The organism is Streptomyces sp. NPDC054866 (genome assembly GCF_053610745.1).
Genome location: NZ_JBSGZA010000006.1, coordinates 339,244 through 364,569 on the forward strand (window position 1 = coordinate 339,244; position 25,326 = coordinate 364,569).

The 25,326-nt window shown below is 69.9% G+C and carries 17 protein-coding genes and 1 tRNA gene; 7 read left to right on the forward strand and 11 right to left on the reverse strand.

Annotation, left to right across the window (positions count from 1 at the left end; translation table 11 throughout):
* The first annotated feature begins 9 nt into the window (after positions 1–9).
* Together ACWGI2_RS29700 and ACWGI2_RS29705 are read left to right on the forward strand one after the other, a co-directional pair.
* Positions 10–2,970 (forward strand): D-alanyl-D-alanine carboxypeptidase, encoded by a 2,961-nt coding sequence (locus tag ACWGI2_RS29700; RefSeq protein WP_453698640.1) that lies wholly within the window; start codon positions 10–12, stop codon positions 2,968–2,970.
* Between the two features lie 230 nt (positions 2,971–3,200).
* Positions 3,201–5,063, forward strand: coding sequence for an MFS transporter (locus ACWGI2_RS29705; RefSeq protein WP_453400081.1), 1,863 nt, complete (start codon positions 3,201–3,203; stop codon positions 5,061–5,063).
* 33 nt (positions 5,064–5,096) lie between these two features.
* On the opposite strand, the gene ACWGI2_RS29710 is transcribed toward ACWGI2_RS29705, so the two are convergent.
* The 3 genes from ACWGI2_RS29710 to ACWGI2_RS29720 all read right to left on the reverse strand — a co-directional run bounded on the left by ACWGI2_RS29710 (position 5,097) and on the right by ACWGI2_RS29720 (position 8,074).
* Complete coding sequence (locus ACWGI2_RS29710) at positions 5,097–5,999, reverse strand: MerR family transcriptional regulator (protein WP_453698642.1); 903 nt, start codon at positions 5,997–5,999, stop codon at positions 5,097–5,099.
* A 105-nt stretch (positions 6,000–6,104) separates the two neighbouring features.
* Positions 6,105–7,073, reverse strand: coding sequence for a penicillin-binding transpeptidase domain-containing protein (locus tag ACWGI2_RS29715; RefSeq protein WP_453698644.1), 969 nt, complete (start codon positions 7,071–7,073; stop codon positions 6,105–6,107).
* Positions 7,061–8,074, reverse strand: coding sequence for a transglycosylase domain-containing protein (locus ACWGI2_RS29720; protein WP_453698645.1), 1,014 nt, complete (start codon positions 8,072–8,074; stop codon positions 7,061–7,063). Before ACWGI2_RS29720 ends, ACWGI2_RS29715 begins: the two co-directional genes overlap by 13 nt.
* A 334-nt stretch (positions 8,075–8,408) precedes the next feature.
* Here ACWGI2_RS29720 and ACWGI2_RS29725 point away from each other — a divergent pair, with 334 nt between their 5' ends.
* Entirely contained in the window at positions 8,409–9,560 is a 1,152-nt protein-coding gene (locus tag ACWGI2_RS29725) for a hypothetical protein (protein ID WP_453698646.1), read from the forward strand.
* Positions 9,561–9,566: 6 nt separating this feature from the next.
* Here ACWGI2_RS29725 and ACWGI2_RS29730 read toward each other — a convergent pair whose 3' ends face one another.
* The 4 genes from ACWGI2_RS29730 to ACWGI2_RS29745 form a co-directional block, all read right to left on the reverse strand.
* Entirely contained in the window at positions 9,567–10,379 is an 813-nt protein-coding gene (locus ACWGI2_RS29730; RefSeq protein WP_453698648.1) for a glycosyl hydrolase, read from the reverse strand.
* A 706-nt stretch (positions 10,380–11,085) separates the two neighbouring features.
* Positions 11,086–11,161: transfer RNA gene (locus ACWGI2_RS29735), tRNA-Arg, on the reverse strand.
* A gap of 74 nt (positions 11,162–11,235) precedes the next feature.
* Positions 11,236–13,293 (reverse strand): pectinesterase family protein, encoded by a 2,058-nt coding sequence (locus tag ACWGI2_RS29740; protein ID WP_453698649.1) that lies wholly within the window; start codon positions 13,291–13,293, stop codon positions 11,236–11,238.
* Between the two features lie 121 nt (positions 13,294–13,414).
* On the reverse strand, positions 13,415–13,864 hold the full coding sequence (locus ACWGI2_RS29745; protein ID WP_453400303.1) for a MarR family winged helix-turn-helix transcriptional regulator: 450 nt from the start codon (positions 13,862–13,864) through the stop codon (positions 13,415–13,417).
* Between the two features lie 159 nt (positions 13,865–14,023).
* Here ACWGI2_RS29745 and ACWGI2_RS29750 point away from each other — a divergent pair, with 159 nt between their 5' ends.
* Positions 14,024–15,691, forward strand: coding sequence for a DHA2 family efflux MFS transporter permease subunit (locus ACWGI2_RS29750; RefSeq protein ID WP_453698651.1), 1,668 nt, complete (start codon positions 14,024–14,026; stop codon positions 15,689–15,691).
* On the opposite strand, the gene ACWGI2_RS29755 is transcribed toward ACWGI2_RS29750, so the two are convergent.
* The 3 genes from ACWGI2_RS29755 to ACWGI2_RS29765 all read right to left on the reverse strand — a co-directional run bounded on the left by ACWGI2_RS29755 (position 15,664) and on the right by ACWGI2_RS29765 (position 19,960).
* Entirely contained in the window at positions 15,664–17,628 is a 1,965-nt protein-coding gene (locus ACWGI2_RS29755; protein ID WP_453698653.1) for a helix-turn-helix domain-containing protein, read from the reverse strand. The genes ACWGI2_RS29750 and ACWGI2_RS29755 overlap by 28 nt on opposite strands.
* Positions 17,629–17,692: 64 nt before the next feature.
* Positions 17,693–19,093, reverse strand: a complete 1,401-nt coding sequence (locus tag ACWGI2_RS29760) for an MFS transporter (RefSeq protein ID WP_453698655.1) — start codon at positions 19,091–19,093, stop codon at positions 17,693–17,695.
* Between the two features lie 84 nt (positions 19,094–19,177).
* Positions 19,178–19,960, reverse strand: coding sequence for a 3-hydroxybutyrate dehydrogenase (locus ACWGI2_RS29765; RefSeq protein ID WP_453698657.1), 783 nt, complete (start codon positions 19,958–19,960; stop codon positions 19,178–19,180).
* A gap of 352 nt (positions 19,961–20,312) precedes the next feature.
* Between ACWGI2_RS29765 and rho the strand changes: the two genes are divergently transcribed.
* On the forward strand, positions 20,313–21,509 hold the full coding sequence (rho, locus tag ACWGI2_RS29770; RefSeq protein WP_453698659.1) for a transcription termination factor Rho: 1,197 nt from the start codon (positions 20,313–20,315) through the stop codon (positions 21,507–21,509).
* A gap of 12 nt (positions 21,510–21,521) precedes the next feature.
* Here rho and ACWGI2_RS29775 read toward each other — a convergent pair whose 3' ends face one another.
* Positions 21,522–22,805 (reverse strand): M6 family metalloprotease domain-containing protein, encoded by a 1,284-nt coding sequence (locus ACWGI2_RS29775; protein WP_453698661.1) that lies wholly within the window; start codon positions 22,803–22,805, stop codon positions 21,522–21,524.
* A gap of 253 nt (positions 22,806–23,058) precedes the next feature.
* On the opposite strand from ACWGI2_RS29775, the gene ACWGI2_RS29780 reads away from it, so the two are divergent.
* Both ACWGI2_RS29780 and ACWGI2_RS29785 read left to right on the forward strand, forming a co-directional pair.
* Complete coding sequence (locus tag ACWGI2_RS29780) at positions 23,059–23,715, forward strand: TetR/AcrR family transcriptional regulator (protein WP_453400100.1); 657 nt, start codon at positions 23,059–23,061, stop codon at positions 23,713–23,715.
* A gap of 78 nt (positions 23,716–23,793) precedes the next feature.
* Entirely contained in the window at positions 23,794–25,308 is a 1,515-nt protein-coding gene (locus ACWGI2_RS29785) for an MFS transporter (RefSeq protein WP_453400101.1), read from the forward strand.
* Positions 25,309–25,326 lie beyond the last annotated feature (18 nt).

The window sequence follows — 25,326 nt, forward strand, 5'->3', positions numbered from 1 at the left end:
GCGAGCGGCATGGCGTACGAGGAGGCATCGGTGGCGGGCGAGACCCCCGACAGGTCGAAGCAGCGGAAGTCGTCGGGGAACCCGACTGGGGCAAAGCCGTCTGTGCCGGCACCGGCGCCGGAGGAACGCGACCCGCGGCTGGCGGTGGCCCGCGAGGTCCCCGCGGCACGCGAGGAGACGCGGGAGGACCAGGCGACGGCCGTCTTCTCGACGAAGCCGGTGGCGGAGGGTTCCGAGAGCGCCGAGGCTGCGCCCAAGGAGGCCTGGCCCAAGGCCGAGCTGGAGGGCCAGGAGCCCGGCGACGCGCGACTGCGGGCCGCTGTGGCGGCGTGGGTGGCCTCGGGCGACGAGGCGGGCCCCGGGGCCTCGGAGCCCGAGAAGCCCGCGGAGACGGCGGCTGCGGAGGGCGAGGGGGCGGCTTCTGGGAAGGCCGAGACCTCTGACGACGAGGAAAACTCCCCGGAGGCGGAACCTTCCGGCGGCTCGGGGGAATCGGGCGACTCCGGTGACTCGGGGGGCGCGGATGGTGCCGCCGGGGGCGAGGCTGACGCGGAGGCTGCGGCTTCGGGCGCGGAGGGTTCGCGTGACGCTGAAGCCGAAGCGGGTGCCAGCTCTGCCGAGCCCGTAGAGCCCGAGGCGGCTGATGAGCCTGCGGATGCGGATGCTTCCGAGGGTGACTCCGGTGAGGCCGCTGGCTCTGAGGATTCGAGTGACGCCGGAGCGGCGGACGGTGCCGCCAGCTCTGCCGAGCCTGTCGAGGGCGGGGCGGCCGATGCGTCCGTGGGTGACGCGGGCGATCCCCGTGAAGCCACCGGTTCTGACGCGCCTGCTGAGGCCGAGGCGGCCGACGAGCGCGCCGATGCTTCCGCAGGTGACGCGGGCGTCTCTCGTGACGCCGCCGGTTCTGACGCGCCTGCTGAGGCCGCGGGCTCTGAGGGTTCGCGTGACGCCGATGCAGCGGGCAGCGCTGCCGAGCCTGTCGAGGGCGGGGCGTCTGACGAGCGCGCCGATGCATCCGCAGGTGACGCGGGCGGCTCCCGTGACGCCGCCGGTTCTGACGCGCCTGCCGAGGCCGCTGGCGCGGATGGCTCGCGTGACGCCGATGCGACTGCCAGCGCTGCCAGCTCTGCCGAGCCCGTAAAGCCCGAGGCGGCCGACCAGCCCGCGGACTCTTCCGCAGGTGACGCTCACGGCTCCCGCGACGCCGACGCCGACAAGCCTTCCGGCGGTGAGAACGCCTCCGAGGGCGACCCGGCCTCGACCGACACCAACAGCGGCAGCGACACCGCCGACGACAAGCCCACCGCCGACACCCCCGAACCCCCCTCCGGCGGCGTCGACCAGGCCACCGCCGTCTTCAAGGCGCTGTCCCCGAAGGCCGTCGACCAGCCGACCACCATGCTCAAGCTGGGCGACCACAAGCCCGGCGCCAAGAAGCCCGACGGCCCCGCGGACAAGGCGGGAGCAAAGCCGTCCGCAAAGCCCGAAGGCGACGCCGAGCGCACCAGTAAGTTCGTCGCGCTCAAGCCGCTCGACGGCACGTCGCCCAGCGGCGCGCAGCCCCCGGCCACCCCGGCCCCCGGAGCCAAGGCGCCCACGCCAGAAAAGGCGCCCACGCCAGAAAAGGCCGGGAACGTAGGGCCCGAGCGCACCACCCAGCAGCCTCTGCCGCCCCGGCCCCCGCTCGACCTGCTCGCCGAGCTGACCAACACCCCGCCGCCCCCGGAGACCCCCGTCCGCACCGCTGTGCGCAGGGTCAAGATCTGGACGCCGCTGGTGCTGCTCATGGTGGTCGTCTTTGCTGTCGTACAGGCCGTGAGGCCCCTGCCGACGCCCACCCTGACGCTCACCGCGAAGGAGACCGTCTCCTTCGAGGGCGGCAAGCCGTCCATGCCGTGGCCGAGCGAGGGCCAGGCGGCGATGGACGTGAACGGCATCGGCACGTTCGGCACCTCCGGCGACCAGAAGCCCGTGCCGATCGCGAGCATCGCCAAGGTCATGACGGTCTACCTCGTCCTGCGTGACCACCCGCTGAAGAAGGGCAACCCCGGCCCGAAGATCCCGGTCGACGCCGCGGCGGAGAAGCACTACACGACCGGCAAGGCGGGCAACGAGTCGGTCGTCAAGGTCACCGAGGGCCAGAAGATCACCCAGTACGAGGCGCTCCAGGCGGTCATGCTGCCGTCCGCGAACAACATCGCCAAGCTGCTCGCCCGCTGGGACAGCAAGAGCGATTCCGAGGACGAGTTCGTCGCGAAGATGAACAAGACCGCCAAGGAACTCGGCATGAAGAACACCCACTACACGGACCCCAGCGGCCTGGACAAGACGACCGTCTCCACCGCCGAGGACCTCGTGAAGCTGGGCCGTGCCGCGATGGAGGACCCGGTCTTCAACGAGATCTCCCGCCAGCCCAGCTACAAGGACCTCAACGGCGACAAGCAGAACAACTTCTTCGGGCTCGTCCCGACGGTCGCCATCGGCATCAAGACCGGCACCACCACCGCGGCCGGCGGCAACATCCTCTTCGCCGCGGAGAAGAAGGTCGGCGGCGAGACCCGCACGATCATCGGTGCCGCCCTCGGTCAGTACGGCGACAACGGCGTGGCCAACATCGACGAGGTCACCGGCGTCACGCGCAAGCTCATCGAGGCCGGTCAGGGCGCGCTCACGGCCAAGACCATCGTGAAGAAGGGCGACGTCGTCGGTGAGGTCGACGACGGTCTGGGCGGCACGACCCCGGTCGTCGCCACCAAGGACGTCGAGGCCGCCGGCTGGTCCGGCCTGACCGTGAAGCTGAAGCTCGGCGACAAGGCCGGCAACACGGTGCCGCACTCGGCGAAGGCAGGTACCGAAGTGGGCGTGCTGAGCGTCGGCGACGGCAAGGACGGCGCCGTCGAGGTGCCCGTCGCGCTCCAGAAGGACCTCGCCGAGCCGGGCTTCGGCCCCAAGCTCACGCGCGTCGGCTGAGGCACGTACAGCGGAAAGCGGGCATGGGCGGAGGCGCAAGCCGCCGCCCATGCCCGCGCATTGGCCGAACCCCTGCACAGGGAGCCACCGTCCCCGGGCCCCTGCGCGTCGTGCGTGCTAGCGTCACAAGTTCGGGGAGCAGTACGCCGGGGCTGAGCGACGGGGTGTTCCGGGACGGACCCCCTGGCGCGGCCCCCGGACGGACAAGAACGACACGGGGAGTGCCGTAAGTGGCCACAGCGGAGCCGACGCGAGCCGACGACGCCGATCCTGAGCCCGGCACCGGTGGCGGCACCCGCACCGGCGCGCGAATACAGCTGCCTGCCCAGCGCCGCGGCGAGCCCGTGGCACCCGAACGGCCCACCCGGTGGAAGCTGTTCCTGAACCACCCCGTGACCATCACGACCGCCACCGCCGCGGTCCTGCACGTCCTGTGGTTCTTCACCTTCGCCAACAGCGGCGGCGACCTCGCCGCCCAGGACGCCTGGGCCGAGTTCGTCGGACGGCACCCCGACTCCGCGTACAACCTCGCCTGGTACGGCGGGATGCACCCGGTGTCGTACAGCGTCGTCTCGCCGTATCTGATGTCGGTGCTCGGCGTCCGTACCACGATGATGATCGCCGGTACGGTCTCCGCCGCGCTCCTCACGATGATCCTGATCCGCAGCCGTGCGGTGAAACAGCCCCTGTGGCCCGCGTTCGCGGGTGTCTTCGCGCTGTTCTGCAACGCGGTGTCGGGCCGCGTGACGTACGGACTCGGCCAGATGTTCGCGCTGATGGCCGTCGCCGCCGTCTTCTGCTGGCCCTACCGCTGGCGCTACAAGCGGTGGGCGAAGGCGCTGGTCGCCGCGCCGTTCGCCGCGCTCGCCACCATGGGCAGCCCGGTGGCCGGACTCTTCGTGGGCCTGGTCGCCGTCGCGCTGTTCCTGAGCAAGCGTTACCCCGGCGCGTACGCCCTCGGGGTCGCGCCCGCCATCGTCGTGGGCCTGTCCGCGTGGCTCTTCCCGTTCTCCGGCACGCAGCCGATGTCCTTCGGGTCCGCGTCGCTGCCCCTGATCTGCTCCGGCCTCGTCTTCTTCCTCGTACCGAAGCAGTGGAAGACCGTGCGGATCACCACCGCCGTGTACGCGGCCTTCGTACTCGGCGTCTGGCTGATCAGCTCGCAGATCGGCTCCAACATCTCCCGCCTCGCGATGTCCTTCGGGGGCGTCGCGCTGCTTGCCGCGCTGCCGTTCGCGGTGAAGAAGTCCCGCAAGTGGTACACGATCGTCATGGCGCTCGTCGCCTTCACCGGCTGGATCGGGTTCAAGGCGGTCGACGACATAATCCACACGACGCCCCAGGCCTCCTGGACGCGTGAGCTCGCGCCGCTCGTCAACGAACTGCAGGAGGTCGGCGCCGAGAAGGGCCGCGTCGAGGTCGTCCCCGCGCGCAGCCACCGCGAGGCCTCCGCGCTCTCGCCGTACGTGAACCTCGCCCGCGGCTGGAACCGCCAGGCGGACATGGAGCGCAACCCCCTCTTCTACGACGACACCCTCAACTCCGCGAACTACCACGAGTGGCTTCAGCGCTGGTCCGTGCATTACGTCGTGCTGCCCAAGGGCGAGCCCGACGGTGACGGCGGCAAGCGCGAGGCCGCGCTGGTCGAGCGGGGTCTGCCGTATCTGAAGCAGGTGTGGGTGGACTCCAACTGGCAGCTGTACGAGGTCACCGACCCGACCCCGCTCGCCGACCCGCCCGCGGTCGTCGACAGCGCCGAGGCGGGCGGCATGACGATCGAGGTGAAGGAGGCGGGCCGCGTCCTGATCCGCGTCCCGTACTCGCCGTGGCTCAGCCTCGTCGACGCCGACGGCAAGGGCGTCGAGCGGCCGAAGGAGACCGAGGAGTCCAAGCGGCTTCGGGAGAGTGACGAGGACCGCCCCAAGCAGTTCGACAACGTCAACGGCTGTCTGATGGAGGCCGAGGAGGACGCCGAGGGCGACAAGTGGACCGAGCTTCTCGCGCCCGGCCCCGGTGTCTATCGCCTCGGCGCCCCCTATCAGCTGCCGCGCGGCACGGCCTGCCCGGAGGAGCTGCGGGAGAGCGTGCGCTAGACCCCGCCGGCGGGGTCCAGCGCCCTTGTACCGCTAACGGGCTACCGGGAACGCCACGTCGCACACCTGGTCCTCGGGACCGGCCGTGTCCCACTCCACGAAGTAGATCTCGCGGCACGGCCCCGTGACCTTCAGGCCTTCGCGGGCGACCCACGCCTCCACCGCCTCGAACGCGCCGAGGATCTGCGGGTAGGAGACCTGGGCCTTGGTGATGCGGGTGTAGGCGATCCGGTGCGCGGGTTCCACGCGGGAGCTCGTGCCCCGCTCCCGGCCCGCCTTCGCCGCCCACGCCCGCGCCGCCGCCGCGTCCCTGACCGGGACACACGCCTCCGCGGGGCCGTCGCTGTCCTGGGTGACATCGGCGTGGTAGACGACGAACGCCGAGCCCGCCACGCCGCCGCACTCGCTCTCGGCGGCCTCCTCCAGGCGACGCGTCGACGCGTCGATCCAGACGGGCAGCTCCTCGGAGAGCAGGTGCCTGCTCTCGCAGATGACGTACTGCTCGGGCACGTCGACGGTCTTGATCTCGAAATCCTTCTCGTACATCTCGGAACCTCTTCCGGACAGTCGTCCACGGAGGTACCCCACGAGCGTGCGCCGCTCCGCGTGCCGCTCCTCGACGTCCGCCCAGTACGCGGCGACCGCCCGCCCCGCCTGCTCGCCGTCGAGCCGTACCGTCGCGGTGATGTCCGCGAGCGGCATGCCGAGTCGGCGCAGCAGGACGACGGTGCGGGCGTGTTCCACCTGCGCCGCGCGGTAGTGGCGGTAGCCGGTGGACTCGTCGACGTACGCGGGCGTCAGCAGTCCGAGGCGGTCGTACAGGCGCAGTGCCTTGGGCGAGAGCCGTGCGCGGGCGGCGAACTCACCGATGGTGAGCAGCGGCTCGCCGCCTGCCGGTACGTCTCCCGGTACGTCTGCCTGTGCGTGCGCGTCCATGGGGTGCATCCTCCGTCACCGGACCCCGTGGCCCGGCACGCAGACGATGGGCTCTGCCCCAGGGGGAAGGTCAACGACGGCCGTGGTACGCCTGTGCGTGGAGGGCTACTTCACGTAATCCCGCCAGATCCGCACCGGAAAGACGTTCCCGTGCTGCGATTTCGCCCCGCCCACCCCCGACATGGGAAGGAGCTGCGGTTCGCCCGGACTGGTCCGGAACATCGTCACGGCGGTCGACAACTGCCCGGTGGTGGCGGTGAACCAGGCCGAACGGAGGCGGTCCTGGTCGCCGGTGCGGCCGGCGACGACAGGGCGGCCGACGGATGACGCGCCGACGCCGCGCATCGCGTCGGCGGCCTCGTCGGCCACATCCGGGTCGAGCGCGCGCCGCGCGCCGGGCCGCGCGAGCCCGTCGACGGTCTCGTCGTTCTTGACGACCTTGGTCACCGAGTACGGGTCGTGCCGCAGGCCGCGGTTGACGAACGTGCTGTAGGCGCCGGCCATGCGGATCGCGCTGGGGGTCGACGTACCGATGGGAAAGGTCCGCTCCAGTCGCGCCATGCTGCCTTCGAGCAGCCCGGAGGCGACGGCGGTGCGCCGCACCCGCTCCCACCCGACGTCCTTGCCGAGGCGTACGTAGGTGGCGTTGCCGCCCTTGGCGAGGGCTTGGCGGAGGGTGGGGTGAGTGGCGTCAGGCCCGGTGGCGGGGCTGCCCATGGTGGGGCTGGCGAGGGTGGGCGCGGCCGATTCCAGCAGGAGGCCGTCGTCGCCGTAGAAGCTCCCGGCTGAGACGGACTGCCACCGGGTGCCGCGCCCGGCCGGCGTACGGAGGCCGTTCTCCAGGGCTGACGCGAGGACGAAGGGCTTGAAGGCGGACCCGACGGGGACACCGGAGGTGTCGGCGTTGTTGGTGAAGTGCTTGGTGGCGTCGGCCCCTCCGTACAGGGCGACGATGGCGCCGTCGGCCGGGCGCACGGAGGCGGCGCCCACCTGCACCCCCTTGTCGGCCGGGCGCTTCTTCGGATCGATGTCGCGGTCGAGGACACGTTCGACGGCGCCCTTCAGCCGCCGCACCTTGTCCTTCTCGAAGGTGGTGTGGATTTGGTAGCCGCCGCGCGCGAGGTCCTTGTCGGTGAGGGAGGTGTGCTGCTTGATGTACTTGTTCGCGACGTCGACGAGGTAGCCGGTCTGCCCGCCGAGGCTGGTGGTCCGGGACTCCTTGTGGGGCTCGGGGTAGGTGGTGAACTTCCGCGCACTTCGGGCTTCATGAGCCCGGCCTTGACCTGCCGATCGAGGATCCACTTCCAACGGGCCTCGGAACGATGGTGGTTCACGGCGCTGACGGAGGGGTCGTACTGCTCGGCACCCTTCAACAGGGCGGCGAGAGCGGCCCCCTGACTGGGACTCAGCTGCTTCGCCGGGATGCCGTAGTAGGCATGAGCGGCGGCTTCGATGCCATAGGCGCCACGCCCGAACCAACTGGTGTTGAGATACCCCTGGAGGATCTCCCGCTTGCTCTTCTTCCGGTCCACCTTCAGCGCGATGACGAACTCCTTGACCTTCCGGGTCACCGTCTGGTCCTGGGAGAGGTAGGTGTTCTTCACGTACTGCTGGGTGATGGTGGAGCCGCCCTGAGTCTCCTGACCACGGACCATGTTGACGGCGGCGCGGGCCAAACCCTTGGGCGAGACACCGGAGTCGCTGTAGAAGGTGTCGTTCTCGGCGGCGATGACGGCGTTCTCGACGGCGTCGGGAATCTCCGAGAGCTGTACGTTCTGCCGGTTCACGTCACCGGTGCTCACCATCTGGGTGCCGTCGGCCCAGTAGTAGACGTTGGCTTCGCGCTGGGCGGCCGCGTTCTCGTCGGGGATGTCGACGGAGGCGTACACGAGGGCGAAGAGGCAGGTGAGGGAGAAGAGAACGAGGCCGAGGGAGCCGAGCCACTGCCGCCAGGAGGGAATCCACCGCCGGATACCGCGCCTGCCGAGACGTGGATAGTCGACGAGACGGCGGCGGCGTCGGAGGCGGAGGCGGCTCGGCTTTCGGGAGCGAGTCCTCTGAGCGTGTGTCCCCATGGTGAGGGAGAGGGAGGTGACGGGGGCGGAGGTTGGCCGGAAGGGTATTAGGGGGACGTAACAGACCGCGGTGGCATGGGTTGCGTGGTGGGGGGGGGCAGGGCCCGGCCGTGGCGGCTCCCCAGGGCCACGGCCGGCCCGCCTCGACCATGGGGGGCGACGACGCGGGAGTGTGCCGGCCTCCATGGGAGTCCTGGACCCGCGGCACGGCCGCGAGTGCCGCACCACTGATTCCTCTCACGCGTTCCCGGACCGGAGCACTCAACACAGGTTGAAATCGCGAAGGCCGGCGTTGCGGGAGCGACTGGCAGGCTCACCTGCGAGGCTGTGTTGCGTGACGTACGCAGTGACTGTGGATACCCGGATAGCCGGCGGCACCCCGGAGATGGACGAGCTGCAGCGGGTCGGCGCCGGTGCCCTGCTCGAGGGCGGCTTCGAGTCCGTCGAGGAGATCGAGGGCCCCGATGGGACGGAGGTGAAGCTCCTGGACACCTTCGTGGGCGTGTATCCCGGTGGGGCGCTGCTGAAGGTCTCTGTGGACGCCCCGGCGCTGGAACTCGCCGAGGAGGCGGTCCGCGAACTGGTGGAGGAGCTGCTCGAGCGTACGGAGCTGCTCGCGGACTGGACGGTGAAGCGGTGCCAGGTGGAGCTGCATCCGGACCTGGCGAAGGAGAGCCTGGACGCGGCCGACGGCCCGGACGCGCCGCCGGATGACGTGGAGTCGCGCAGGGCGCGACTGATGGGGCTGGCGGGAGGAGGAACGGCATCCACCGACGCGGCAGGGACGACGATCGAAACGGAAGCCATCCGCTCCAAGATCCGCACGCTGGCCCCGAGGCTGGCGGCGATCGGCACAGGGATGTTCGGAGTACCTGAGGAGGGCGACGGGGGCGAGGAGAAGCACGAGGCGACCTACGAGGCGGCAGAGCTAGCGGCGGGGGCCCTGATCTGGGGAATGGACGTCCTCTTGGACGAACTGTTCCAGGACGCGCAAGCGCTGGACAGGGAGGGAACGAACGTCGCTGAATGCGACCGACCTCTGTGGCTCCTGGACGAACTGCCCCCGCGCCACGCCCTCCAGTACGACGCGCGTTTCGCCCGGCGCTTCCTGGTGACGGCGATTGCCCTGACGACGCGGCTGACGGAGGGCAGCTTCAAGGATCTGAGCTGCGTGGCCGAGGAGTTGACCCTCAGGCTGCTGCTGCGCGAGGCCGAGGTCACGCTGGAAACCTTCGGCCTCCTGGACGAGGGCGTCTCCGCGGCACTGGAGTGCTTCACGGATCGCGTCTACGAGGACATGGACCACGAGTTGCTCTACGACGACTCGCTGGACGGCATTGCCCCTATGGGGATCTCGAGCTGGTTCACACCTTTCAACGAGGGCCGGTACGTCCACCCGTACGCGGCCGACGAACCCGGTTCCGACCCCGAGCCCGAGCCCGACACTGAGACTCAGACCGAGACTGGTGAAGGCACCGCTCCCTGAGCGGCCTCAGCCGCCGAAGCGGACCCTGTACTGCTCCTTGCCGTTGGGGAAGTCGTCCAGCGTCCCGCCGCCCCAGTCGTGGTCGAAGTACGCCTGATACTCCGAGTCCTGGACAAGCTCGGCCATCCGGTCGATGAAGTAGGGCGAGTCGCCTCCCCCCGCGTAGGAGTCGCCCTTCTGGTACAGGCCCCATTCCGGATACGACTTCGGCTTCTTGTGCGCGGCGGCAAATTCCTTGAATTCATTCACCCCCATGACGGTGGTGAGGCTGTGGTTCCACCGCTGAGCCGGCGTGGCTCCCGGGTGCTGCCACCACACGTCGTAGATGTTCAGACCTACTAGGTCGACGTAGCTGTCGCCGGGGTACAGCGTCTCGAATGACGTGACCTTGCCCGAGGGGCCGACAGCCATGTTGTAGTCGAACCGGAAGGCCGCCCCGGTGCGAGCACGCATAAGGGTGACGACCTTCCGGAACATCGCCCGATAGGCCGCCGGATCGTCGGTTCCCTGCCACGGTCCGATGTTCTTGTTGTTTCCCTCGTAACCGAGGCGGATGACGGAGTCGCCAAGGCCGTTCTTGATCATCAGGTCGGCAAGGGCGCGGAACTGGCTGTCGTACTTGCCGCTGAGCCCATCCGCGAAATTTCCGCCCTTGGGCAGCAGATGCAACCCGAGCACGAAATCCCGGTCAGCTCCGGCCTTCTTCCAGTCACCCCAGTACTTGGTCGCGTACTGGTTCCACTTGATGTTCTCGGACGGGTCCAGGTAGTCGGTCGCGTCCACCTGTGAACGGCCGAGCCACGTACGGGAATTGTCCACCGCATCGGTTTTGCCCGGGCCGACATAAACACCTAGGCGTGATGGCGTGATGGCGCCCTCTGATGGCATGGCCATGGAAGCGAGGATAACTGCTGCCATGGCGAGTGTCGTCGCCAGCTTTCGTTTCATTTCTCATCCTTGTAGACCGACCGGTGCGGGCCCAGGATTCTGGTACCCCGATTACCCCGACTGCTCTCGGCAGCTGCTCTTGAGCCACCTGGACCGGCCCACGGCCCCGCCATTCTGAGAAAGTTCGCGTGCGCGGGCAATGAGAGATCGCTACTACGGGAATTCGTAGTAAAAAGAAACCTTGCCGAAGCCGCACCGCCATGCTGCCCCCGCAGCCGACAGCCCCCCATGAGCCCCCACGACGTCTGTGCCACCGTCAGAACACCTGCGCCACCCACGAGGGCGGCAACATGCCCGGCAGTCCGAGCATCATCTCCACAGCGCGGGAGATATCCCCTCTATGTGCAGATTGCCCCAATATCCCCAAGAGGGTCCGCTGCTACCGGGCATCGTTGCAGCCAGACGCCGAATGGCACATCTCACGCCAACGTCATCACGCCGACTTACCAGGTGACGCGGTTGCCACACGCCATTGGACCCCAGGTCGAGGTTCGGTGCCCCGCGGTGCACGGGAGGGCGCGATGTCAGACGTAGATGTCAAAGGCCCCGGACCATGATCGGTCCGGGGCCTTTTGCCTGGTGCCCCCGGCAGGATTCGAACCTGCGACACCCGCTTTAGGAGAGCGGTGCTCTATCCCCTGAGCTACGAAGGCGTACTGGTGCCGCCACGGATGGCGGTTCCAGACAGGGTAGCGGATGGGGGTGGGGCGGTGGTGCTCGGTGCTGGTCAGGGCGTGGGGGTCCAGGTGCCCAGCCAGTCTTGGCGCTCCTGGGTCTTGGCCTGTGCGTCCGTCAAGTGGGGGCGGTTTTCCGTTGCTGGGCCGGAGCCCGCGCCCGTGTTCCTGTACTCGGCGAAGCGGTCGTTCTTCCAGGGGAAGCCGCCCATGTCCGACCACGGCGTGGTTTTGACGGCCGCGCTCAGGGTGGAGTCGCGGAACGTCGTCTGGGGGGACAGGGTCGCGTCGCCGCCCGCGTGCCAGTTGCGGCCCAGGTGGAAGCTGCGCGCCGATACGTCGCCGTTCACCGTGGTGTTCGTGATCAGGAAGCCCTTGCGGTCCGGGGGCGTGCTCGGAGCGGTTATGTAGCCCTGTGACGTGCCGTCCCAGCGCTTCTTCAGGGTGATCACCGAGCGGTCCACCACCGCTGTCGCCCGGCCGAAGATGAAGTCCGTGTTGCCGACGATGTAGGAGTTGCGGACGTAGGCCCGGCCCAGTTTGTCCTTGGCCGCCGTGTCCAGGAGGAGCGTGTCCTGGTCGCCCGTGATGATCACGTTGTCCAGGAACGCCTTGTCCGCCGCCGTGCGCAGGGCCACCGCCTGGTGGCCGGCCAGGTTCTGGTTCGCCTTTTCGTCGAAGTCGTTGGCAATCGTCAGGTTGCGGGCCTGGAAGTCGTCCGCCTCCGCGGCCACCGTCGCGCTGCCCGAGGTGCCGTAGGTGCCCGAGCCGTCCGGCTTGGGGGTGCCCGCCGCGTTGTCGTACACGATCACCGTGTCCTTGCGGCTGCCGCCCGTGCCCTGGAGCGTGACGTGCGGCTTGTTGGCCGGGATCTTCACCGTCTCCCGGTACGTGCCCGGTGCGATGGAGACCACGACCCGTGACGTGTTGTTCGTCGGGACCGCGTTTACCGCCGCCTGGACCGTCTTGTACTGGGCGCTCCCGTCCTTTGCCACGGTGAGAGTGGACGCCGTCCTGGCGGCGGTTCCGACCGTCGCGCGCGGGCCCGCGCCCGCCTTCACCTTCGCCGGGACATCCGCCGCCTTGTCGGGCGTGTAGGCGTAGAAACTCTTCGGGTCGAAGGCCGTTCCTCCGCTCTCGTTACGGCCGCTGGTGCCGACGAAGACGTTGCCTCGCTGCACGACGGCGGCTGAACTGTCCTTCGTCACCGGGTTGTTCATGCCCTCGAAGTAGCTGTTCTCCAGGACCATCTTCGTCCTGCCGCGCGAGTAGTTCCCGTACGACGAGGTGATGTCCGTGCCCGCGACGTCCTGGAGGTAGTTGTTGTAGAGGTGCGCGTGGGCCACGTTGTCGGTGGACGGGTTGCGCTGCTCGGTCTCGCGGAACCAGTTGTGGTGGATCGTGATGTCGGCCGTCGTGTTCTCGGTCCAGCCGATGCCGAACGTCTTGTTGTTGCTGCTCAGTTTGTTCCAGGACACCGTCAGGTACGTCGTGTCCTTGCGGCTGTCTATCAGGCCGTCAGCCATGTGCCGCAGGTCGTTGTGGTCGATCCAGACGTGGTGCGCGCCGTCCATCTGGATGGCGTCGAAGTCGTGCTCCTTGTCGTTCCACGTACCCGCGTACGAGTCCCGGATCGTGAGGTTCCGGATGATGACGTTGTGCACGCCCTGGCCCAGGAAGAAGCCGCCCCCGACGATGTGGCCCGCGGTGCCGGAACCCACGATCGTCTTGTCCGACGCGACCTTGATCTCCTTGCCCTTGGGGTCCATCGTGATCGCCGCCGCGACCACGATGACGTACGGATCGGAGGCCGTCGCGTACTTCTCCAGGTCCGCCAGTGTCTTGACGGTGACCGTCTTTCCGTCTCGCCCGCCGTAAGTCCCGTTCTGGCCGAGGGCGTTGACCGAGGCGAAGCCGTCTGCGACATCGGCCGCCCGGGCGGTGGGGCCGGATGCCGCCGATGCTCTCGGCTGTGCGTCCTCGCCGAAGACCCCGAAAGCCGTGCCGTACGTCAGCCCCGCCGCGGCCGCCACGGCGACCGGGATGCCGAGTCTCAGGCTCAGCCGGCGCCTGCGGTGCTGGGCCGCGCGCTCGTGCTGGTTCGCTTCCATGTACCTCATCCGCCCTGGTGATGGTTGGTGTGCGTTGCGCAGGGCAGTCGCCACCAGGGGGGTCATTGGTTGCCGCAGGTGCCGTAGTCGCCGCAGGTGCGGAAGTTGCCGCGGTTGCCGGTCAGGCCGGACCGGGTCGACCGTCCCGCTCCGCGAGGTCCGCGTCGATCGTCGTCCGCAGGTCCGCGAGCAACGTCTCGAATCGCTCAAGGAGTTCGGGCGGGTACTGGGCCATCGTCGCGTCCATGCGCGCCGCGAGCGGCGTGAAGAACTCGTCGGCGCGGTCCCGGATGCCCGGGCGGCTGTGCAGCGTGACGACGCGGCGGTCGGTGTGCTCCCGGGTGCGGACGATGTGGCCCGCGGCTTCGAGGCGGTTCAGGAGCGCGGTGGTGGCCCCCGAGGAGAGCAGGATGCGCTCGCTGAGGCGGGCCGGGGAGAGCGGGGTGCCGCGGTCCTCGGCGATGACGATCTCCAGGAGGGCGTCGGCGTCCGTGGAGTGCAGGCCGAGCCAGACGGCGAAGCGGCGGCTGAGCTCGTTGTAGCGCTCGCCGTAGCCCCTGAGTCCCTCCATCAGGCGCTCGCGCTGCGCCGTCACCTCGCCGGGTGTCGGTTCCTCCGTCGCCACCGTGCCCGCCCGCCCTCTCCGGTCCCTCTGTCTGTCTGCCTGCCTGCACTCGTGCTTTGACAACTTACCGGCCCGACATTACCTTCACCGTGGAATTACTTCACCATGGAGGTATTGATCGAGATGCGCGACCCGTCCCCCACCGAGCCCACCGCCCCCACAGCCCGCCGCTGGCTCGGCCTCATCGCCATCGCCCTCGGCGTCGCCCTGATCGTCGTGGACACCACGATCGTCAACGTGATCGTCCCCTCGGTCATCGAGGACCTGGACGCCAGCTCGGCGCAGGCGCAGTGGATCCAGGAGTCGTACGCGATCGTCTTCGCGGCGCTGCTCCTGCTGACCGGGCGCCTCGCCGACATCTACGGCGCCCGCCGGATCTTCGTCGCGGGCGTCGTGGTCTTCGGCGCGACCAGCGTGCTGGCCGGGCTCGCGCCCGGCAGCGGGCTGCTGATCCTGGCCCGCTTCCTGCAAGGCGCGGGTGCGGCGATGATCCTGCCGACCTCGCTCTCCCTCCTGAACGCGACCTTCACCGGCAAGGCGCGCGGCCAGGCCTTCGCCATCTGGGGCTCGACCATCGGCGCCGCCGCCGCGCTCGGCCCGCTGCTCGGCGGCTGGCTGGCCGAACACGTCTCGTGGCGCTGGGCGTTCGGCATCAACGTGCCGCTGTCCGTCCTCGTCGCCGCCGGAGTGCTGCTCTACATGGCGCCCTCACCGCGGACCAAGGGCCGGCTGGACGTGGCCGGTGCGGTGCTCTCCGCGGTCGGGCTCGGGCTGCTCGCCTTCGGGCTCGTCGAAGGGCGTACGTACGGCTGGATCGTCAGCATCGAGCCGCTGGAGGTGCTGGGGGTCAGCTGGGGGAGCGGCCCCTCGCCCGTTCTCGTCGCCCTCGTGCTCTCCGCCGTCACGCTGTTCGCCTTCGTACGGCGGCAGATCGCGCTCAGCCGGGCCGGTGACTCCGCACAGTCCTCGCGGGTGCTGATGGACGTGCGGCTGTTCTCGATTGCCTCCTTCCGTAACGGCAACATCGCGACCCTGATCATCGGCCTCGGCGAGTTCGGCATCGTCGCGGTGCTCCCGCTGTGGCTCCAGTTCACCCTCGGCTACAGCGCCCTGGAGGCCGGGCTGGCCCTGGTGCCCATCGCCATCGGCAGCTTCGTGGCGACCGGTGTCAGCTTCCCGCTGGCCGCCAGGGTCGCGGCGCTGGGGCAGGTGCGCATCGGGCTCGCCCTGGAGGTCGTCGGTCTTGCCGGGGTCGGGTTCATCGCCGCCCCCGACAGCTCCTGGTGGGCCGTCGCGCTGATGCTCTTCGCGTACGGGATCGGCGTCGGGTTCGCTACCGCCCAGGTCACCAACGTGGTCCTCGCCGAGGTGCCGCACGAGAGCGTGGGGCAGGGCTCCGGCATCCAGAGCGCCTTCCGCCAGCTCGGTTCCGCGCTCGGGATCGCCGCCCTGACCACGGTTTTCTTCACCACCCTCAGCACGAACCTGCGCGACCGGCTGAGCGATGCCGGTGTGCCGTCCGGGAAGGCCGACCAGCTCACCGGCGCCGTCACCGACAGCGCGGGAGCCGCCATCGGGCCCCTCGCGGACCGCCCGGAGACCGCGTCCTTCGCCGACGCGGCGCGCTCGGCGATGACCGACGGGGTCGCGCTCGGCGGCTACGTCGCCGCGGGCTTCGTCGTCCTCGGGCTCATCGCCACCTTCCTCGTCCCGGCCGCGACCGCGCCGCACGAAGCCGCCGCGGATCAGGGCGACGTGGTCGCCCAGGTGTAGGCGTGCAGGCGCAGCGCGAGCTGGATCTCCAGGGAACGTTCCGGGGACTGCCAGTCGGCGCCGAGCAAGTGGCCTATGCGGTCGAGGCGTTGGACCACCGTGTTCACGTGGACGTGCAGGGAGTCCTTCGCCTTGGACTGGCTCATGCCGCAGGCGAAGTAGGCCCGCAGGGTGTGTACGAGTTCGGTGCCGCGCTTGGCGTCGTAGTCGAGGACCGGGCCCAGTGTGCGGCGTACGTAGGCGTCGAGGTTCGTGTCGTCGCCGAGGAGTACGCCGAGGAAGCCGAGGTCGGGCAGGTCCGCGCCCTGGCCGGTGTGGCCGAGCGCGCGCAGGGCGGAGAGGCAGCGCAACGCTTCCGCGTGGGCCAGGGAGAGGGCTTCGGGGCCGGTGGCGGGGCCCGCGGCGCCGACCGTGACCGGGGATCCGGCGGCCTGGGTGAGCTCGGCGGCGAGCGCGCGGGCCCGGGAGCCGGTGTCGTCGGCCGGGAGCACCAGGACCACGTGGTCGTGGTGCAGGCCGGACAGGCCGTGGCGGGCGCGGGCGGCGCGGGCCGCGGCGGCGAGCAGGAACTGACGCGTGGCCGTGTCGCTGTGGGCGACGAACACCGAGTGAGGGAGCGCCAGGTCGACGTCGAGGCGGCGGGCACGCGAGGTGAGGCGGCCCGGAGTGCCGGAGAGGGAGAGCAGATCGCCGAGGAGTTCACCGCGTACGCGGTCCTCCGCCTCGGCGGCCGAGCGGCGCAGGAGCAGGAGGAGCGCCGTGACGACCCCGGCGCGCTCGAAGAGACGGCGATCGGCCTCGCCCAGGTCGGCACGGCCGGTGAGGGCGATGCTGCCGAGGAGCTCCGGTCCCGCAAGGACGGCGCACACCCAGGTCCCGTCGAGGGGGACGGCCCGCCCACTGGCACGCGAGGCGGCGACGGCCTTGGCCGGGGGTGTGCGGGGGACGTCGTCCCCGGCGTCCCTGCTCCCGTCCCTCAGGCCCTCGCCCCCGACGCAGGCGAGTTCCGTGCCGTCCGCGTCGTGGATGAGTGTGCCGCCGCGCAGCAACGCACCGATTGCCGTCGCCACCTCGGTGAAGTCGCCGCCGCGCAGGACGAGATCGGTCAGGCGGTCGTGTGCGTCCTCGGCTCGGCGCAGTGCCTCGCTGTGCGCGCGGATGGTTTGCGACGCCTCGTTCAGGTCGACGAGCGCGGCCTTCGTCTCCTCCATGCGGCGCGCGCTGTCGATGGCGATCGCCGCGTGGTCGGCGAGCGAGGAGAGCAGCGCCACCTCGTCCGGCGTGAAGGTCCGTGCGGTGCGGTCGGCGGCGTACAGGACACCGATGACGTGCGTGCCCTGCCGTAGCGGTACGCCGAGGATTGCGTGCAGGCCCTCTTCGAGTACGGCGCCGTCTATGGGGGTCGTGTGCTGGAAACGGGGGTCTACCTCGTAGTCCCCTGTGGCGTACGGACGGGCGGTCTGGGCGACCAGGCCGCCGAGTCCCTCGCCCATGCCCAGGCGCAGATTCTGGAACGCGGCGGAGACCGAACCGTCCGTCACCCGCATGTAAGTGTCGCCCGCCACCGGGTCGTTGAGGGAGAGGTACGCGACGTCCGTACGGAGCAGAAGCTTGGCCCGGTGCACGATGGCGCGCAGCACCGCGTCCAGGTCGCGGAGGGCTGCCAAGTCGCCCGCAGTGTCGAAGAGGGCCGTGAGTTCGGCCTCCCTGCGCTGGTGCTGGTTCAGGGTGCGGCGCACGCGCAGCGCGGTCTGCGTGGCCTCGTCGATCGCCGTGAGTTCCGCGCCGCTCGCCCCGGCCGCACGCGCCGCCGCGGTAGGACGGGCGAACTGCTCGGCCGGCGCGTCCTGGGCGAGCAGGTCGAGCAGCTCGCGCAGGGCGGCGTACCCCTGCTCCCGGCGGGCGGCGCGGTCGGCGGCCTCTGGCGAGCTGGACATACGGCGGGTCGCCTCCGGGAGCGGGGTGCGCGAGCCTCTGGTGCGCGCACGGGGGGGGTGCGGTTCAGCTTCCGATTGTCGCCGAGGGCGTGCTGCTCGCACCCTCGGAAGCTGATCCCTTTACAGCGGGAGAGGCGAGCGAACGGCCACGCGTCTCCTTCGCCACCAGCACGGTCAGCGTCGTGATCACCACCGTCACGCAGACATACAACGCAACCGGCATCGCCGAGTCGAAGTCCTTGAGCAGCTCTACCGCGATGATCGGCGCGAGCGCGCCGCCGATGATGGACGCGAGCTGCGAGCCCATCGAGGCCCCGGAGTAGCGCACCTTCGTATCGAACATCTCGGAGATGAAGGCGGCCTGCGGCCCGTACATCGCGCCGTGGAGGAGCAGGCCGACCGTGACCGCCAGGGTGATCACGGCGAAGGACTCGCTGTCGACGAGCGCGAAGAACGCGAACGCCCATACGGCCATGCCGATCGAGCCGATCAGCGTGACGGGCCTGCGGCCGATGCGGTCCGAGAGCGCGCCCCACAGCGGGATCGTCACGAAGTGCACGGCGGAGCCGATGAGTACGGCGTTCAGGGCGGTGCTCTTGGGCAGTTCCAGGTGCACGGTGACGTAGACGAGGACGAAGGCCGTGAGGATGTAGTACGAGACGTTCTCGCCGAGCCGGGTGCCGATGGCCGTGAGGACGCCGCGCCAGTTGTGCCGGAAGACCTCGACGACCGGCGCGTCCTGCTTGGCCGCTCCCTCCGACGCCGCCTCCGCCTCTGCGCGGGCCTGCGCCTCCAGGAAGAGCGGGGACTCCGAGACCGAGACCCGTATCCACAGGCCGATGATCACGAGCACCCCGGAGAGCAGGAACGGGATGCGCCAGCCCCAGGCGAGGAACGCCTCGTCCGACTGGACGGCGGCGAGGAGCGCGAGGACGCCGGTGGCCAGGAGGTTGCCGCCGGGGGCGCCCGCCTGCGGCCAGGAGGCCCAGAAGCCGCGGTTCTTGTCGTCGCCGTGCTCGGAGACGATCAGGACGGCGCCGCCCCACTCGCCGCCGAGCGCGAAGCCCTGGACCAGGCGCAACACCGTGAGCAGGATCGGAGCGCCGACGCCGAGCGTGGCGTGGGTCGGCAGCAGGCCCATCGCGAAGGTGGCGCCGCCCATCATCATCAGGCTGAGCACGAGCAGCTTCTTACGGCCGATCTTGTCGCCGTAGTGGCCGAAGACGACGCCGCCCAGCGGCCGTGCGGCGAAGCCGACCGCGTAGGTGAGGAAGGAGAGGAGAGTGCCCACCAAGGGGTCGCTGTTGGGGAAGAAGAGGGTGTTGAAGACGAGCGCGGCGGCGGAGCCGTAGAGGAAGAAGTCGTACCACTCGATGGTGGTGCCGATGAGGCTGGCGCTGATGATGCGGGCGATACCTGGCTTGCCCGGGGTCCTGCCCTGGGCACGCGGCGTTGCGGCTGCCATGGCGTGATCCGTTTCTCGATGGGGACGTAGGAGACGTAGGGGACGCGGGTGCGGGAGGTGAAGTGACGCTGGGGGAGCGGGAGTTCAGCCGGCGGTCCAGCCGCCGTCCAGGGGCAGCGACGCGCCGGTCACGAAGCCGCTGTGCGGGCCGCAGAGCCAGAGCGCGGCGGCGGCGATCTCCTCGGGCTCGACAAGGCGTTTGAGCGCGGAACGCCGCAGCAGTACGTCGGTGAGGACCTGCTCGGGGGCGATGGCGTGGGCGGTGGCCTGGGCGCTGATCTGGTCCTCTACGAGGGGCGTGCGGGTGTAGCCGGGGCAGAGGCAGTTGCTGGTGACGCCGTGCTGCGCGCCTTCCAGGGCGGCGACCTTGCTCAGGCCCTCCAGGGCGTGCTTGGCGGCGACGTAGGCGGACTTGAAGGGGCTCGCGCGCAGGCCGTGCACGCTGGAGATGTTCACGACGCGGCCCCATCCGCGCTCGTACATGTGGGGCAGCGTCCTGCGCAGCAGGAGGAACGGCGCGGTGACCATGACCTTCTGGATCAGGTCGAACCGCTCCGGGGGGAACTCCTCGATGGCGGCGACGTGTTGGAGCCCCGCGCTGTTGACGAGGACGTCGACTCGGGTGGGCAGGGTGTGCACCGCGGCGGGGTCGGCGAGGTCGACAGCGTGCGCCTCCCCGTCGATCTCGTCGGCCACGTCCTTGGCCGCGTCGGCCTGCTGATCCACCACGTGGACGAAGGCGCCGGCACCGGCCAGGGCCACGGCGCAGGCCCGGCCGATGCCGCTTGCGCCGCCGGTGACCAGGGCGGTGCGTCCGGTGAGGTCGGTTCCGGCGGGGGCGGCACCGCCGGGAATGGGGCTCGTCATGGCCGGAAAGGTAAGGGTGCGCCGTACGGGGATCCCATGTGTGGGGCCCACATAACCGGGGGGCGCTTCATGTGGGCGGGTGCGGCCGTCCGGGTACGGTTCCGGTGACCCACGTCACGTTCGGTGTCCCGCAAGCTGTGCTACCTTGCGAACAGCACGTGTGTACGCCGCTTTCTGCGGCGCCGGTGCCGATCTTCTTTTCTTCCGCCTCGTATCGAGGCCCCGTAGCTCCGTAGCTTCCATCTTTTTCGCGAAGCCCTTTGCTGCAGTTCTTTTCTCCGCCCGACGTACGGGACGTGAACACACCGTCCTGCCGGGCCCCTCATTCGCATGTCCGCGAAAGGACCCCATCATGAGTACCGCAACCATCACCCGAAACAAGACCACCACCCCGAGCAGGGGAACCACCGAGACCCCCGTCCTCGCCGCATCCGGCATCCTCGATGTGAGTCACAACGCCAACGGCCATCTCCGTACCGGCGATTGCCTCCCCACCCCGAACGACGTACAAGTCCCCTCCAGCCTCATCCGCCGACTCGGCCTGCGCGCCGGCGACGTGGTGCAGGGTGAGTGCGGGCGGCCCCGCACGCTGACCTCCGTCGAGCGCGTCAACGGGCACTCGGCCGAAGCCCTGCACCGGCGCGCACGGTTCGGTGACCTCACCCCGCTGCACCCCCGCGAGCGGCTCCGCCTGGAGACGCCGGGTGACGGCGGCGGCAGCGTCGCGACCCGGCTCATCGACCTGGTCGCCCCCGTTGGCAAGGGCCAGCGCGGCCTGATCGTCGCGCCGCCCCGCACCGGCAAGACCGTCCTGCTCCAGCAGATCGCCGCCGCCGTCAGCGCGAACCACCCCGAGGCGCACCTCATGGTGGTGCTGCTCGACGAACGGCCCGAAGAAGTCACGGACATGAAGCGTTCCGTACGGGGTGAAGTGCTCGCCTCGACCTTCGACCGGCCCGCCAAGCAGCACATCGCCCTGGCCGAACTCGCCGTCGAGCGCGCCAAGCGGCTCACCGAGGAGGGCAAGGACGTCGTCATGCTCTTCGACTCCCTCACCCGGCTCTGCCGCGCGTACAACAACGCGGCCTCCAGCGGCGGCCGCACCCTCTCCGGAGGTGTCGACGCCGCCGCCATCCAGGGGCCCAAGCGCCTCTTCGGTGCCGCGCGGCTCGCGGAGGAGGGCGGGTCCCTGACCATGCTCGCCACCGTGCTCGTGGAGACCGGATCGCGCGCCGACGACTACTACTTCGAGGAGCTCAAGGGCACCGGCAACATGGAGCTCCGCCTCGACCGCGGCATGGCCGAGCGGCGTGTCTTCCCCGCCGTCGACGTCACCCCGTCCGGTACGCGACGTGACGAACTCCTGGTTCCCACCGACGAGTTGACCGCCGTACGCGGACTGCGGCGCGCCCTGCACGGCAGGGACGCGCAGAGCAACCTGGAGGCGATCATCGAGCGCCTGCGCAAGACCCCGGACAACGCCGCCTTCCTGCGCCAGGTGCAGCAGACCGTGCCCGGCGCCGGCTCCTCCAAGGTCAACGGCGCCTGACACCCCGCACTTTCACGGCCGCGTGACATGCACCCGGTAGCGGCCCTCCTCGTCGATGTCCGTCACCGTGATGCGCACGCCCGTCTTCTTGTCCGTGAAGGTCTGACCGGGCTCGTAGGTCGCGTCGGAGAGCTCCGCGTGGACGTTCGGCCGACGTGTGCAGCCGCCGCTGTCCTTCGTGGAGTCGAGTACGGCGACCGGGCCCTGGCCTGTGTCGACCTCCGCGTCCACCCGGTAGATGAGCACCCCGGGCTTGCAGATCGCCTCGTCGTTGCCGCCGCGGGTGCGCGCCTCGACGGCGTACCCGGTCCGCGTGCTCAGCGGCACGAAGGCGAGCTTGGTACCGCCGTCCTCCGGCAGCGGGGTCAGCGTGTGCTCGGTGGTGCCGGCGTTCGACGCGCAGCTGATCTGGTCGTCGCCGAGCCAGCCGAGCTTCCACTTGTGCCAGGCCAGCAGGTCGTTGTTGGCGCCCCAGTCCTCGCTCATGATGTCCCAGTGGCCGACCGCGCCGCCGCCCTCCTGCGTGTAGAGGTCGGGCAGGCCGAAGACGTGGCCGTTCTCGTGGGGGAGTACGCGGTAGCCGGTCTCGCGGTAGCTGCCCGAGCCGTCGTCCTGACGGCTGTAGACGAACGACGCGTTGGAGACCGGGACGCCGTCCGCGACGGGTGCCTCGGTGTTGCCCGCGAAGGTCACCGAAAGGACCGTGTCGAGCGCGGAAGGGCCCGCGTTCGGCGTCATGAGGATGTTCACCAGGTCGTACTCCCGGAAGTCCACGTCCGGGTCGGCCTCCGCCACGATGTCCTGGACCAGCTCGCGGTAGCCCGGATCGAAGGGGGCGCCGCGCTCTATCCCGTACTCCTTGAAGCTCTTGGGCATCCGCAGCCAGTCCGGGATCGGGGACTCCGGGCGGTAGTCGAGCCGTCCGTAGGAGCTGGTGCGGAACCAGTCCGACGTCTGGGGGAAGAACTCCGCGAGGCGGTCGCGCGCGGTGCCGTCGCCGCGGGCGTCGGAGAAGTCGACCATGAGGTTCAGGGCCCGGACGGTGCCGGTGGAGCGGGAGTAGCCGGCGGAGGTGGGCACGCCCTCCGACATCTGGACGCCCATCGTGCCGTTGATCATGCACGGGCTGAGTGTCGTCGCGCGGTTCAGGGAGACGGGGCCCGCCGCTGTGGGGGACTCCTCCATCAGGCGGCCGGTGCTCGCCGATGTGGTGACCGTGAGGGCAAGGACGGCGCAGGTGGCGAGTGCGGCGCCACGTTGCGCTCCGCGTATCTGCCTCCAGGTCGGCTGCTGCATGCGTGGGCCTTCCCCTTGCGGCAGCCGCCGGTCCTGGCTGCACCCTTCCGATCACCCTGTGCCGGTGGGTGCGCGGGCGCTCGCTGGGTGCGACCGATCGTGGGTTTCTTGTTCATTTAGGTGTGACGCGGGTCACGCGAAGAAAGTCGGGGAGCGGGAAATATCCGGGGACTGTCTCCCCGTTTAGACCTGTGTCCGAGCGAAACGGGGAGTGATTCCCCGCATCGCGCACCGCAGACTTGAGGAGAGCGCCGTGGAAACCGCCACCGCTGCACAGCGCCGCACGCCCCGCCCGCGGGCCGACGCCCTGCGCAACCGGGAGCGGATCGTCGCCGCCGCACGCGAGATGTTCGTCGAGTTCGGCCCCGACGTGCCGCTCGACGAGGTCGCGCGCCGGGCCGGCGTCGGCAACGCCACGGTCTACCGGCACTTCTCCGACCGTTCCGAACTGGTCCACCAGGTCGTCCTGCTGGTCACCGACCGCGTCTCGGCACACGCCGAGGAGGCGATCGCGGCGGCCGACGCCGACCCGGGTGTCGCGTTCGACGCCCTGCGCCGGTTCGTGCACGCCTCCGCCGACGAGCGGATCGGTGCCCTGTGCCCGATGCTCCAGGAGGCCTTCGACCCCGATCACCCGGATCTGGTCGACGCCCGCGAGCGGCTCGAAGCCGTCACCGACGGGCTCATGCAAAGGGCGCGCGCGGCCGGGCAGCTGCGCACCGACATCGCCGTCGGAGACCTGATGGTCGCCCTCTCCCAGCTCACCAGGCCGCTGCCCGGCACCGCGTGCCTGAACATGGACCGCTTCGTCCACCGCCATCTGCAGCTGTTCCTCGACGGCCTGATGGCGCCGGCCCGCTCCGAGTTGCCCGGTGAGGCGGCGACCTTGGAGGACCTCCGCCAGTCCTGAGTCTCGCCAGTCCCGGCTTTGCCTTACATCGCCTTTCCCTCACTTTTTCACCACACGTACCGCTAGGTGGCTACTCCCATGTCAGAAACAGATCCCAGGCGCTGGAAAGCGCTGATATTCATCGCGCTCGCGCAGCTGATGGTCGTGCTCGACGCGACCATCGTGAACATCGCGCTGCCCTCCGCCCAGCAGGACCTGGGCATCTCGGACGGCAACCGCCAGTGGGTCATCACGGCCTACGCCCTGGCCTTCGGTGGCCTGCTGCTCTTCGGCGGCCGCATAGCCGACCTCTGGGGCCGCAAGCGCACCTTCGTGACCGGCCTGATCGGCTTCGCCGCGGCCTCCGCGCTCGGCGGCGCCGCGACCGGCGAGGCCATGATGCTGGGCGCCCGCGCCCTTCAGGGCGTGTTCGGCGCGCTGCTCGCGCCCGCCGCTCTCTCGCTGCTCGCCGTGATGTTCACCGATGCCAAGGAGCGCGCCAAGGCGTTCGGCATCTACGGTGCGATCGCCGGTGGCGGTGGCGCCGTGGGCCTCATCCTCGGCGGTTTCCTCACCGAGTACCTGAACTGGCGCTGGACGTTCTTCGTGAACATCCCGTTCGCCGTCATCGCCGCCCTCGGCGCATACTTCGTCATCCGTGAGCCGGCCGGCGCCCGCAACCGCTCGCCGCTCGACATCCCCGGCGTGGTCCTCTCCACCCTCGGTCTGGTCGCGCTCGTCTACGGCTTCACCCGCGCCGAGTCGGCCGGCTGGTCGGACTCCCTGACCATCGGCATGTTCGTCGCGTCCGCCGTCCTGCTCGCCGCGTTCGTCCTCACCGAGGCGAAGGTCAAGTCGCCGCTGCTTCCGCTGCGCGTCCTGACCGAGCGCAACCGCGGTGGCGTCTACCTGTCGCTCGGCCTCGCGATCATCGCGATGTTCGGTCTGTTCCTGTTCCTCACGTACTACCTGCAGATCGTCCAGGGCTACTCGCCGGTCAAGACCGGCTTCGCGTTCCTGCCGATGATCGTCGGCATGATCGTGGGCTCCACGCAGATCGGTGCCCGCCTGATGACCCGCGTCCCGCCGCGGCTGCTCATGGGTCCGGGCTTCGTGCTCGCCGCCGTCGGCATGCTGCTCCTGACGCAGCTGGAGGTCGGCTCCTCGTACACCGGTCTGATCATGCCCGCGCAGCTGATGCTGGGCCTCGGCATGGGTACGGCGTTCATGCCCGCCATGTCGCTCGCCACGCACGGTGTAGAGCCGCGTGACTCCGGTGTCGCCTCCGCGATGGTCAACACCTCGCAGCAGGTCGGCGGCGCCATCGGCACGGCTCTCCTGAACACCATCGCCGCCTCCGCGACCACCGCGTACATCACGGACCACGCGGCGGGCGCGACGACTCCCGCGGCGCAGAAGCTGCTCCAGGCGCAGGCCATGGTCGAGGGTTACACCAGCGCGATCTGGTGGGCCGTCGGCATCCTCGTCGCCGCCGCCGCGATCGCCTTCGCCCTCATCAATACGGGTGCCCAGGGCGGCGCTCCGGCCGCCTCGGGCTCCGGTGACACCGAGGGTGTCGAGGACGAGATCCGGATCCCGGTGGTCGCGCACTGACCCCGGTCCGGCAAGGGG

Coding starts and splice junctions, on each gene's coding strand:
- ACWGI2_RS29700 (WP_453698640.1), top strand. CDS start 10: ATGGCGTACGAGGAGGCATCGGTGGCGGGCGAGACCCCCGACAGGTCG.
- ACWGI2_RS29710 (WP_453698642.1), bottom strand. CDS start 5,999: ATGGACGCGCACGCACAGGCAGACGTACCGGGAGACGTACCGGCAGGC.
- ACWGI2_RS29720 (WP_453698645.1), bottom strand. CDS start 8,074: ATGGGGACACACGCTCAGAGGACTCGCTCCCGAAAGCCGAGCCGCCTC.
- ACWGI2_RS29740 (WP_453698649.1), bottom strand. CDS start 13,293: ATGGAAGCGAACCAGCACGAGCGCGCGGCCCAGCACCGCAGGCGCCGG.
- ACWGI2_RS29745 (WP_453400303.1), bottom strand. CDS start 13,864: ATGGAGGGACTCAGGGGCTACGGCGAGCGCTACAACGAGCTCAGCCGC.
- ACWGI2_RS29750 (WP_453698651.1), top strand. CDS start 14,024: ATGGAGGTATTGATCGAGATGCGCGACCCGTCCCCCACCGAGCCCACC.
- ACWGI2_RS29755 (WP_453698653.1), bottom strand. CDS start 17,628: ATGTCCAGCTCGCCAGAGGCCGCCGACCGCGCCGCCCGCCGGGAGCAG.
- ACWGI2_RS29760 (WP_453698655.1), bottom strand. CDS start 19,093: ATGGCAGCCGCAACGCCGCGTGCCCAGGGCAGGACCCCGGGCAAGCCA.
- ACWGI2_RS29765 (WP_453698657.1), bottom strand. CDS start 19,960: ATGACGAGCCCCATTCCCGGCGGTGCCGCCCCCGCCGGAACCGACCTC.
- rho (WP_453698659.1), top strand. CDS start 20,313: ATGAGTACCGCAACCATCACCCGAAACAAGACCACCACCCCGAGCAGG.
- ACWGI2_RS29775 (WP_453698661.1), bottom strand. CDS start 22,805: ATGCAGCAGCCGACCTGGAGGCAGATACGCGGAGCGCAACGTGGCGCC.
- ACWGI2_RS29785 (WP_453400101.1), top strand. CDS start 23,794: ATGTCAGAAACAGATCCCAGGCGCTGGAAAGCGCTGATATTCATCGCG.